11 protein-coding genes are annotated in these 9,325 nt (G+C 72.8%); all 11 read left to right on the top strand.

The features are described from left to right. Positions 1-229: 229 nt before the first annotated feature. The 11 genes from fsa (at position 230) to K6U79_01755 (ending at position 9,323) form a co-directional block, all read left to right on the top strand. Positions 230-907, top strand: a complete 678-nt coding sequence (gene fsa, locus K6U79_01805; GenBank protein ID MCL6521097.1) for a fructose-6-phosphate aldolase — start codon at positions 230-232, stop codon at positions 905-907. 229 nt (positions 908-1,136) lie between these two features. Further along, positions 1,137-2,423 (top strand): transcription termination factor Rho, encoded by a 1,287-nt coding sequence (gene rho / locus K6U79_01800; protein ID MCL6521096.1) that lies wholly within the window; start codon positions 1,137-1,139, stop codon positions 2,421-2,423. Positions 2,424-2,562: 139 nt separating this feature from the next. Continuing rightward, entirely contained in the window at positions 2,563-2,778 is a 216-nt protein-coding gene (gene rpmE / locus K6U79_01795; GenBank protein ID MCL6521095.1) for a 50S ribosomal protein L31, read from the top strand. A 114-nt stretch (positions 2,779-2,892) separates the two neighbouring features. After that, complete coding sequence (gene prfA, locus K6U79_01790; protein MCL6521094.1) at positions 2,893-3,954, top strand: peptide chain release factor 1; 1,062 nt, start codon at positions 2,893-2,895, stop codon at positions 3,952-3,954. A gap of 19 nt (positions 3,955-3,973) precedes the next feature. Then, on the top strand, positions 3,974-4,885 hold the full coding sequence (prmC, locus tag K6U79_01785; protein MCL6521093.1) for a peptide chain release factor N(5)-glutamine methyltransferase: 912 nt from the start codon (positions 3,974-3,976) through the stop codon (positions 4,883-4,885). Between the two features lie 5 nt (positions 4,886-4,890). After that, positions 4,891-5,955 carry a threonylcarbamoyl-AMP synthase gene (locus tag K6U79_01780; protein ID MCL6521092.1) on the top strand — a complete coding sequence of 355 codons (1,065 nt, stop codon included), beginning with the start codon at positions 4,891-4,893 and terminating at the stop codon, positions 5,953-5,955. A gap of 58 nt (positions 5,956-6,013) precedes the next feature. Beyond that, positions 6,014-6,814 carry a glucose-6-phosphate isomerase gene (locus tag K6U79_01775; GenBank protein ID MCL6521091.1) on the top strand — a complete coding sequence of 267 codons (801 nt, stop codon included), beginning with the start codon at positions 6,014-6,016 and terminating at the stop codon, positions 6,812-6,814. Between the two features lie 14 nt (positions 6,815-6,828). After that, on the top strand, positions 6,829-7,353 hold the full coding sequence (locus tag K6U79_01770) for a low molecular weight protein arginine phosphatase (GenBank protein MCL6521090.1): 525 nt from the start codon (positions 6,829-6,831) through the stop codon (positions 7,351-7,353). Then, positions 7,350-7,805: a ribose 5-phosphate isomerase B gene (gene rpiB / locus K6U79_01765; protein MCL6521089.1), complete on the top strand. Its 456-nt coding sequence runs from the start codon at positions 7,350-7,352 to the stop codon at positions 7,803-7,805. Before K6U79_01770 ends, rpiB begins: the two co-directional genes overlap by 4 nt. 1 nt (position 7,806) lies before the next feature. Next, the gene (locus K6U79_01760; GenBank protein MCL6521088.1) at positions 7,807-8,142 is read left to right on the top strand and encodes a MazG-like family protein; all 336 of its coding nucleotides are present in this window, start codon (positions 7,807-7,809) and stop codon (positions 8,140-8,142) included. 50 nt (positions 8,143-8,192) lie between these two features. Further along, positions 8,193-9,323, top strand: a complete 1,131-nt coding sequence (locus K6U79_01755) for an undecaprenyl/decaprenyl-phosphate alpha-N-acetylglucosaminyl 1-phosphate transferase (GenBank protein MCL6521087.1) — start codon at positions 8,193-8,195, stop codon at positions 9,321-9,323. Positions 9,324-9,325: the final 2 nt, after the last annotated feature.

Raw genomic sequence — 9,325 nt, 5'->3', positions numbered from 1 at the left:
GATGGTACTCGGCGGGCGACCGCCCGGGAGAGTAGGTCGCTGCCGTCGCCGGTCCGGAGTTTCCTTCCTGGTTAGCTTGGAGGAGTGCCGCACGGCCGTGAGTCGTGCGGCACTCCTCGCATATCGGCCGTCCGGCTGGGCGCGGGGCGGCGGAGTATGGTACCCTCGTCTCGCCGCAAGGAGTCGGGCCGAGCCGCCGCAGGCGGCGAAGGCCACCAGGGGTGCCCGCATGGAAATCTTTCTCGACACGGCCAACATCGACGAGATCCGGCGCGCGGCGGCATGGGGCATACTGGACGGCGTCACGACCAATCCTACGCTCGTGGCGCGCGAGGGTGTCCCGTTCTTCCAGCGCCTGCGCGAGATCACGGCGCTGGTGGAGGGGCCTGTCAGCGCCGAGGTGACGGCCAGCGACGCGGCCGGGATGATCGAGCAGGGACGCGAGCTGGCGCAGCTGGCTAGCAACATCGTGGTGAAGATCCCGGTGGGCGAGCCGGGCCTTGAGGCCACCCGCGCCCTCTCCCGGGAGGGGATCCGGGTCAACGTCACCCTGGTCTTCAGCGCCAACCAGGCGCTTCTCGCCGCCAAGGCCGGGGCGTCCTACGTCTCGCCCTTCGTCGGGCGGCTGGACGACATCGGCCACGACGGCATGGAGGTCGTGCGCCAGATCCGGGAGATCTTCCGCCTGCACCAGATCCCGACCAAGGTGCTGGCGGCGAGCATCCGGCACCCGCTGCACGTGACGGAGGCGGCGCTGGCCGGTGCGGACATCGCCACCGTCCCCTTTGCGGTGCTCCAGGCGATGCTGGCGCATCCGCTGACCGACCGGGGACTGGAACGCTTCCTTCGGGACTGGGAGCGGGTCTACGGGCAGCCCGCCGGGCGGGCGACGCCGGGAGATGCCTGAGGTTTGCACAAGGACAGGCAGGGTATGCTAAACTAGGCACGACTAGGTTGGGCGAAGACCGACCTCCTGTCCCGTTTCGTACCGGTGTTCACCTTGGCTTCCCAATCCCAAACCTGGCCGGAAGAACCGTACCGGCAAGCGGCCGCGCGCGTCACGTCGGCCCGGCGGGATCGGCGGCCCTGACCGACGGATCCGCACCTCACAGGAGAAGGCAGTGAAAACCAGGACGATGGCCACCAAAACCAAGCCGCCCGCGGGCTCCAACCTTGCCCTCGAGGACCTTGAGGCGATGACGCTCCCGCAGCTCTACCAGATCGCCAAGGAGCTGGAGCTCAGCGGATACTCCAGCCTGCGCAAGCGGGAGCTGATCTTCGAGATCCTCAAGGCCAAGACGGAGAAGGACGGCCTGATCTTCGCCCGCGGCATCCTGGACATCATGCCCGAGGGCTTCGGCTTCCTGCGGGCCATGAGCTACCTGCCCAGCGACGAGGACATCTACGTCTCGCCCTCGCAGATCCGGCGCTTCAACCTGCGCACGGGCGACGAGGTGCAGGGGCAGGCACGAAAGCCCAAGGAGGGCGAGCGCTACTTCGGCCTGCTGCGCGTGGAGGCGGTCAACGGCACCAGCCCCGACGTGGCCGCCGACCGGATCTTCTTCGACAACCTGACGCCGGTCCACCCCAACCAGCGCTACAAGCTGGAGACCACCGCCCACGAGCTCTCCACCCGCATCATCGACCTCGTGGCGCCGGTGGGGAAGGGACAGCGGGGCCTCATCGTCTCCCCGCCCAAGGGGGGCAAGACGGTCCTCCTCAAGAAGATCGCCAACGCCATCGCCACCAACTATCCCGAGGTCGTCCTCATCGTCCTCCTCATCGACGAGCGGCCCGAGGAAGTGACCGACATGGAGCGCTCGGTCCGCGCCGAGGTGCTGGCCTCCACCTTCGACAACCCGCCCGAGACGCACATCAAGCTGGCCGACATGGTCCTGGAACGGGCCAAGCGCCTCGTCGAGCACCGGCGCGACGTGGTCATCCTCCTGGACAGCATCACGCGGCTCGCCCGGGCCAACAACGTCGTCATCGCTCCCAGCGGGCGCACGCTCTCCGGCGGTCTCGACCCGGCCGCCCTCATCCGGCCGAAGCGCTTCTTCGGGGCCGCCCGCAACGTGGAGGAGGGCGGCAGCCTGACCATCATCGGGACCGCTTTGGTGGAGACGGGCAGCCGCCTGGACGACGTGATCTACGAGGAGTTCAAGGGCACCGGCAACATGGAGCTGATCCTGGACCGGAGCCTGGCCGAGCGCCGCCTCTTCCCCGCCATCGACATCAAGCGCTCGGGCACGCGTCGCGAGGAGCTCCTGCTCACCAGGGAGGAGCTCGAGGTGATGTGGGCCTTCCGGCGGACCACACACACCATGGACGCCGGCAAAGTGCTTGAGATCCTGAAGGACCGGCTGGGCAAGACGCGGAGCAACGCCGAGTTCTTCGAGCTCCTGCGACGCGAGACGGCCTGAAGAGACATCCCCCGCCCCCATGTGCTAGACTACCTGCCGTCGCCCCCTGCGGTCTGGCGCGGTGTGCGGAGGTCGCCCGGGACGGCGGCGGGCGACGCAGGTCGCGGCGAGTCGCGGCGAAGGGTGGTCGTGAGCGGTCATGAAGCCGGAGATCCATCCGACCTGGTACGAGAAGGCGCGCATCGTCTGCTCGTGCGGCGCCGTCTATGAGGTCGGTTCGACCAAGCGGGAGATGCGCGTGGAAGTCTGCCGGCGCTGCCACCCCTTCTTCACCGGCCAGCAGCGCATCGTGGACACCGGCGGGCGGGTGGAGCGCTTCCGCAGAAAGTACGCCGGCACCGGCGCAGCCCGATAGCGGGAGCGGGGCGCGGGCAGAGCGGGGGCTCTGCCCTTTTTGTCGCCTCGGAGAGGGGTCGCCACCCGCGCCGGGGCGTCAGCGGGAGGGAGATGCGGCGTGGAGAGCCGGAGCCTGAGCCTGGAGAGCCTCCGCCAGCGCTACGCCGAGCTGGAGGCCGCCCTGGCCGATCCCGCGCTGCTGTCCGACGCGCGCCGCCTCCAGGAAGCCATGCGCGAGCGGGGCCGCATCGAGCGGATCCTGGAGGAGGCCGCGCGCGTCGAGGGGCTCCGCGCCGAGCTGGCCACGGCCGAGGCGCTCCTGGCCAGCGAGGAGGAGACGGCCGAGCGCGCGTGGCTGGAGGCGGAGCGGGAGCGGCTTCGCGCCGGGGTGGAGGAGGCGGAGCGGCAGCTGGAGCGGATGCTGCTTCCTCCCGACCCCCGCGACGAGCGGAACGTCATCGTGGAGATCCGCGCGGGTGCGGGGGGCGAGGAGGCGGCACTCTTCGCCGCCGACCTCCTGCGCATGTACCTGCGTTACGCCGAGCGGCGCGGCTGGCGGGCGCAGCTCCTCTCCAGCAACGAGACCGGCATCGGCGGGTACAAGGAGGCCATCCTCTCGATCGAGGGCGAGGGAGCTTACAGCCGCCTGAAGTTCGAGAGCGGCGTCCACCGCGTGCAGCGCGTCCCCGCCACGGAGTCGGCCGGCCGGATCCATACCTCGACGGCCACCGTGGCCGTCCTGGCCGAGGCGGACGAGGTGGAGGTGCAGATCGCGCCCGAGGACCTGGAGATCGACACCTTCCGCGCCGGGGGCCACGGCGGCCAGAACGTCAACAAGGTGGAGACGGCCATCCGCATCGTCCACAAGCCCACGGGCATCGTCGTCACCTGCCAGGACGAGCGCTCGCAGTACAAGAACAAGCAGCGCGCCCTGCGCATCCTGCGCGCGCGCCTTCTGGAGATGGCGGAGTCGGAGCGGGCGGGGCGCGAGGCGGCCGAGCGCCGCGCGCAGGTGGGCAGCGGCGAGCGCAGCGAGAAGATCCGGACGTACAACTTCCCCCAGTCGCGCGTCACCGACCACCGCATCAACCTGACGCTCTACCGGCTGGAGGAAGTGCTGGACGGCGACCTGGACCCGCTGATCGAGCCGCTGGCCGAGCACTTCGCGGCGGAGCGGCTGCGCGCCCTGCGCTGAGGGGGCCGGGCCGGCGGCGATGCCCGCGGCGGGGAAGCTCCTGGAGTGGGGCCGGAGACGGCTGCGCCAGGCGGGTGTGGAGGCGCCGGCGCGCGAGGCGCGGGTGCTCTTGCAGGCGGTGAGCGGTTGGCCGCCGGAACGCCTGCTGGCGCATCCCGAGGCCGAGCTGGAAACGGCTACCGCGGTCGCCTTCGTGCGGCGCGTGGAGCGGCGGCGGACCGGCACGCCGCTCCACTACCTGGTCGGGGAGCGCGAGTGGGCAGGGCTCCGCCTGCGCGTCAACCCCCGCGTCCTGATCCCCAGGCCGGAGACGGAGCTTCTCCTGGAGCGCGCGCTGAAGCTTCTCGCGGCGGGTCGCCGGGGGGCGGGCCTCACCTGGGCCGCCGACCTGGGCACGGGGAGCGGTGCGCTGGCGCTGGCCCTGGCCCTGCGCGGCGGGCCCGGCCTGCGCGTCCTGGCGGTGGAGGCGGAGGCCGGGGCGCTGGCGGTGGCGCGCTGGAACGCGGAGCGGCTCGGGGTGGCGCGCCGCGTGCGCCTGGTGCGGGCGGACGCCGCGCGCGGCCTGGCGGGACTGGGCAAGGGGAGGCGCGGCAGGGCGGGGGCGCGCTTCCTCTCGCTCGTGGTGGCCAACCCGCCCTATGTCGCGGCCGCCCAGGCCGCGGAGCTGCCGCGCGAGGTACGGCGCGAGCCGCGGCGGGCGCTCCTGGCCGGGGATGGTGGCGCCGGGCCGGCCCGGCGCTGGGCGGAGGCCGTCCGGCCCTGGTTGCGGCCGGGCGCCTGGCTGCTCCTGGAGACCGACGAGGCGGCGGCGGCCCGCTTGGCGGAGAGCCTGGAGCGCCTGGGCTACCGGCGGGTCCGCCCGGGCTTCGACTTGGCCGGACGGCCGCGCTGGGTGGAGGCGAGCTGGCCCGATGGCAGGGCGAGAGGATGAGGCCGATGCGGACGCGGCGCCTGCGCGGCGACCGGGAGGAGGACGTGCAGCTGGCGGCGGCCATCCTGCGCCGGGGCGGCCTGGTCGCCTTTCCCACCGAGACGGTCTACGGGCTGGGGGCGGACGCCACGGACGGGCGGGCGGTGCGCGGTATCTTCGCCGCCAAGGGGCGGCCCGCCGACAACCCGCTGATCGTCCACCTGGCCGGCCTGGAGGCGCTGGAAACCGCGGCCGAGCCGCTTCCCCGGGCGGTGGCGCTGGCCCGCCGCTTCTGGCCGGGCCCCCTCACGCTCGTCTTGCCGAGGAAGCCAGCCGTGGCCGACGAGGTGACCGCGGGGCTGGAGACGGTGGGCGTGCGCGTCCCCGACCATCCCGTGGCGCTGGCGCTCCTGCGCGCGGCGGGCCGGCCCGTGGCGGCGCCCAGCGCCAACCGCTCGGGGCGGCCCAGCCCGACGACGGCGGAGGACGTCCTGGCCGACTTGGACGGCCGTATCGACGCCGTGCTGGACGGAGGTGCCTGCCGGGTGGGGGTGGAGTCGACGGTGGTCGACCTGACCGTCGAACCGGCGGTCGTCCTCCGGCTGGGCGGCCTGGCGCTGGACGAGCTGCAGCCCTGGCTGCCCGGGCTGCGCGTCGATGCGGCGGTGCTGGCGACGCTCGGGCCGCGGCCGGAGCCCGGGCGAGAAGCGTCGCCCCCCGCACGGCCGCGGGCGCCGGGCATGAAGTACCGCCACTATGCGCCGCGGGTGCCGCTCTTCGTGGTGCGCGGCGAAACGGAGCGGGTACACCGGCGCGTGGCCGAGGTGGTGGGCGGATTGCGGGCGGCGGGGGAGCGCGTGGCCGTCATCGCTCCGCGGGAGAGCTTGGGATACTATGATGCCGACTTTCGCCTCGACCTGGGGCCGCGCACCGAGCCGGCCGCCTGGGCCGCGCGCCTCTTCCGCATCCTGCGCGAGGCGGAGCGGAGCGGCGCGTCGGCCATCGTGGCCGAAGCCCCGCCGGACGAGGGTGTGGGCCTCGCCGTGGTGGAGCGGATGCTTCGTGCCGCCAGCCGGGTCTACGAGGAGTAGCGGAGTAGCGGCGGGCGCGCAGGGGGCGGGCGGCGCGGGGCGCCGGGAGGTGGAGCGCATGGTCGAACTGGAAGCGGTGGCGGGGCTCCCGCTGCGGCTGGACGAGGTGAGCGGCCGCCTGGAGTTCGGCGAGGGCGTGGAGCCCGTGGAGCCCGAGGTGCGGCGCCTGGAGGCGATGCGTCCCGTCCTCTACGAGTCGGAGGCGGCGGGGCCAGACCTGCTCTACTTCATGTATCGGGGTCTTGCCCGGAGCGGGGAGGCGGCGCGGATCCGGGCGGCGGGCCTGCGCTACGACGTCACCGTGCTGGTCGACGGGCGCGTGGGCGCCGAGCCGGTCAAAACCTACGGCCACTACCATCCGCTCCCGCCCGGCGGGCGGCTGGCCTACCCGGAGGTCTACCAGGTGCTCTTCGGTCGTGCGCACTTCCTGCTGCAGAAGCGCGCCGGTGCGGAGGACGAGCTGGAGGACGTGGTCATCGTCGACGCCGGCCCGGGCGACGTGGTGGTCATGCCGCCCGGCTATGGCCACGTCACGATCAACCCGGGGCCGGGGCCGCTGGCCATGGCCAACTGGGTGGACGCGACCTTCCGCTCGGAGTATGAACCCTATACCCGTATGCGGGGTGGCGCCTACTACGAGCTGGAGACGGACGGCGAGACGGAGTGGGTGGAGAACCCGCGCTTCCGCCGCCTGCCCGACCCGCGCGCGCTGCCGCCCTCGCCGGTGGAGGCGCTGGGCCTGGAGCAGGGCCGGCCCATCTACCCGCCGGCCGCGGCGGAGCCGGCCCGGCTGGAGTGGTTGAGCCGCCCGGATCGGTACGCGGAGGCCCTGCTCGCCCTGAGCCGGGGAGACGCCTGAGGGGCGCGGGCGCCATGGCGGCGGGAGCAAGCGACCGCGAGCGGTTCCACGTCCTCTTCCTCTGCGACGGCAACACCTGCCGGAGCCCCATGGCGGAGGCGCTGCTCCGTCTGCGCGCGGCGGGCGAGGGAGTCGAGGCCCGCTCGGCCGGCCTCTACGCGGTGGAGGGTGCCCCGGCGGCACGCATGGCGCGCGAGGCGCTGCCCGAGGCGGGCGGGGAGCTGGAGCGCCACCGTTCCCGCCCGCTGGACGGGGAGCTGGTGGCCTGGGCCGACCTGGTGCTGACCATGACGCGGCGCCAGCGGGACGAGTTCCGGCGCCGCTACCCGGAGGCTGCCGACCGCTGCTTCGTGCTGGCCGAGTACGCCCTGCCCGACGGCTGGCGCGCCGCCGAGGAGGAGGGTGTGGCGGAGACGCTGGAGGTGGCCGATCCGGCGGGATCGGACGCCGGCGCCTACCGGAGTGTCGCCAGGCAGCTGGAGAGGCTGATCGACCGCCTGCTGGAGCGTTGGCGGGGCGAGGGAGGAGAGCGTCGATGAAAGTGGCCCTGGGAGCGGATCACGGCGGCTTCGCGCTGAAGGAGGCCATCCGGGGCTGGCTTGAGCAGGCCGGGCACGAGGTGCTCGACTTCGGCACGCACTCCGAGGAGGCTTGCGACTACCCCGACCTGGCCCGGCCTGCGGCCGAGGCGGTGGCGCGCGGCGAGGCGGAGCGGGCCATCCTGGTCTGCGGCACCGGGATCGGCATGAGCATCGTCGCCAACAAGGTGGCGGGCGTGCGCGCGGCGCTCTGCCACGACGCCTATACGGCCCGTCTCTCGCGGGAGCACAACGATGCCAACGTGCTCTGCCTGGGCGGGCGCGTGCTGGGGCCGGGCGTCGCCCGGGAGATGGTGGAGATCTGGCTGGCCACGCCCTTCGCCGGCGGGCGCCACGCGCGCCGGGTGGCCAAGGTGGAGGCCCTGGACGGGGAGCGGGAGGCGGCGCGCTGAGATGGAGACCAAGACCATCGCCCTGCCCCGCCTCAACAACCTCCGCCCCACGCTGGAGTCGACGGCGCTCAAATTGATGGAGGAAGCCGGCGAACTGAGCCAGGCCATCGGCAAGTTCCGGGCGCTGAGCGGCGAGAGGGAGCGGCGCGACGCGGCCGAGGTCGCCTTGGCCATCAGCGAGGAGCTGCTGGACGTGGCGCAGACGGCGGTCACCATGATGTTCGTCCTGGAGGACGAGATGGGCGTCGACATCGACCGCTCGCTGGCGAGGCACGTAGAGAAGCTGATCCGCAAGGGCTACCTGCGCCTGGATGACCGTCCAGCAGCCGAGACCTGACGCGGCGCCACGGCTGGTCTAGAATGGGCCGTGTGCCGGGGGTGCAAGACGTGCCGCTCCGTGAACTGCTGAGCCAACCGTTCTGGGTGGTCCTCTTCCTGGCGTTCACGCTCAGCCTGGGCGCCACGCCGCTGGTCCGTCGCCTGGCGCTGGCGTCGGGCGCTCTCGACCGTCCCAACCGGCGCAGCGTCCACACCCAGCCCGTACCCTACCTGGGCGGTCTGGCCATCGGCCTCGCCGTCATTCTCTCCCTCCTGGCCACGGGCCATGCGGCCGACCCGCTCTTTCGCGGCTTCCTGGCGGGCGGGCTGCTCATCCTCCTGGTCGGCCTGCTGGACGACATCTTCCGGATGCCGGCCTGGCTGAAATTCCTGGCCCAGGTGGCGGTGGCGCTGGTCACGGTCCTCTGGGGCGGCCTGCGCATCACGTACCTGAAGGACCCCTTCGCCGCTGGCTTCTGGCACCTGGGCTGGTGGGGCACCCCGCTGACGGTCTTCTGGCTGGTGGCCGTGATGAACGTCATCAACCTGGCGGACGGCCTGGACGGGCTGGCGGCGGGGATCACCGCCATCGTGGCCGGCACCATGTTCCTGGGCGCCATCCAGTCCGGACAGAGCATCATGGCCATGACGGGCGCTGCCGCTCTCATGGGCGCCACCCTGGGCTTCCTCCCCTTCAACTTCCCGCCCGCGCGCATCTTCATGGGCGACGCGGGGGCGCTCTTCCTCGGCTTCGCCCTGGCCACCACCGCGGTCCAGGGCATGGCCAAGGGCGCCGCCGCGGTGGCGCTAGCCGTCCCTGCGCTCGCGCTGGGCGTCCCCATCCTGGACACCGCCTTCGCCATCCTGCGGCGGGCGCGCAGCGGCCGGTCCATCGGCACCCCCGACCGCGACCACCTGCACCACCGGCTCCTGGCCATGGGGCTCAGCCAGCGCGAGGCGGTCCTGCTCATCTATATGGTGACGGGCTGGCTGGGTGTGGGCGCCATCGCCATCAGCGAGGCGACCCTCTGGGTGGGCTTCTTCATCTTCGCCTTCCTGGCCGTCTCCCTGGTCTATGCGGCGCACACCTTCGGCCTGCTGGAAACGGAGACGAGCCCCGGGGAAGCGCCTTCGCCCCGCGGGCGGAGAGGTGCGCGGGCGGGGGCCGGCACGCCGCCCAACGAGCAGGCGGGGCTCTGAGC

It is taken from the genome of Bacillota bacterium (assembly GCA_023511835.1).
Taxonomy (GTDB): domain Bacteria; phylum Bacillota; class Sulfobacillia; order JAIMAT01; family JAIMAT01; genus JAIMAT01.
Note: the sequence above shows the minus strand (reverse complement) of the source record. Positions and strands in the feature narration are given on the sequence as shown.

What these genes read in the sequence shown, in the direction of transcription:
- fsa (MCL6521097.1), top strand. Translation starts at nt 230, where the DNA reads ATGGAAATCTTTCTCGACACGGCCAACATCGACGAGATCCGGCGCGCG.
- rho (MCL6521096.1), top strand. Translation starts at nt 1,137, where the DNA reads ATGGCCACCAAAACCAAGCCGCCCGCGGGCTCCAACCTTGCCCTCGAG.
- rpmE (MCL6521095.1), top strand. Translation starts at nt 2,563, where the DNA reads ATGAAGCCGGAGATCCATCCGACCTGGTACGAGAAGGCGCGCATCGTC.
- prmC (MCL6521093.1), top strand. Translation starts at nt 3,974, where the DNA reads ATGCCCGCGGCGGGGAAGCTCCTGGAGTGGGGCCGGAGACGGCTGCGC.
- K6U79_01780 (MCL6521092.1), top strand. Translation starts at nt 4,891, where the DNA reads ATGCGGACGCGGCGCCTGCGCGGCGACCGGGAGGAGGACGTGCAGCTG.
- K6U79_01775 (MCL6521091.1), top strand. Translation starts at nt 6,014, where the DNA reads ATGGTCGAACTGGAAGCGGTGGCGGGGCTCCCGCTGCGGCTGGACGAG.
- K6U79_01770 (MCL6521090.1), top strand. Translation starts at nt 6,829, where the DNA reads ATGGCGGCGGGAGCAAGCGACCGCGAGCGGTTCCACGTCCTCTTCCTC.
- rpiB (MCL6521089.1), top strand. Translation starts at nt 7,350, where the DNA reads ATGAAAGTGGCCCTGGGAGCGGATCACGGCGGCTTCGCGCTGAAGGAG.
- K6U79_01760 (MCL6521088.1), top strand. Translation starts at nt 7,807, where the DNA reads ATGGAGACCAAGACCATCGCCCTGCCCCGCCTCAACAACCTCCGCCCC.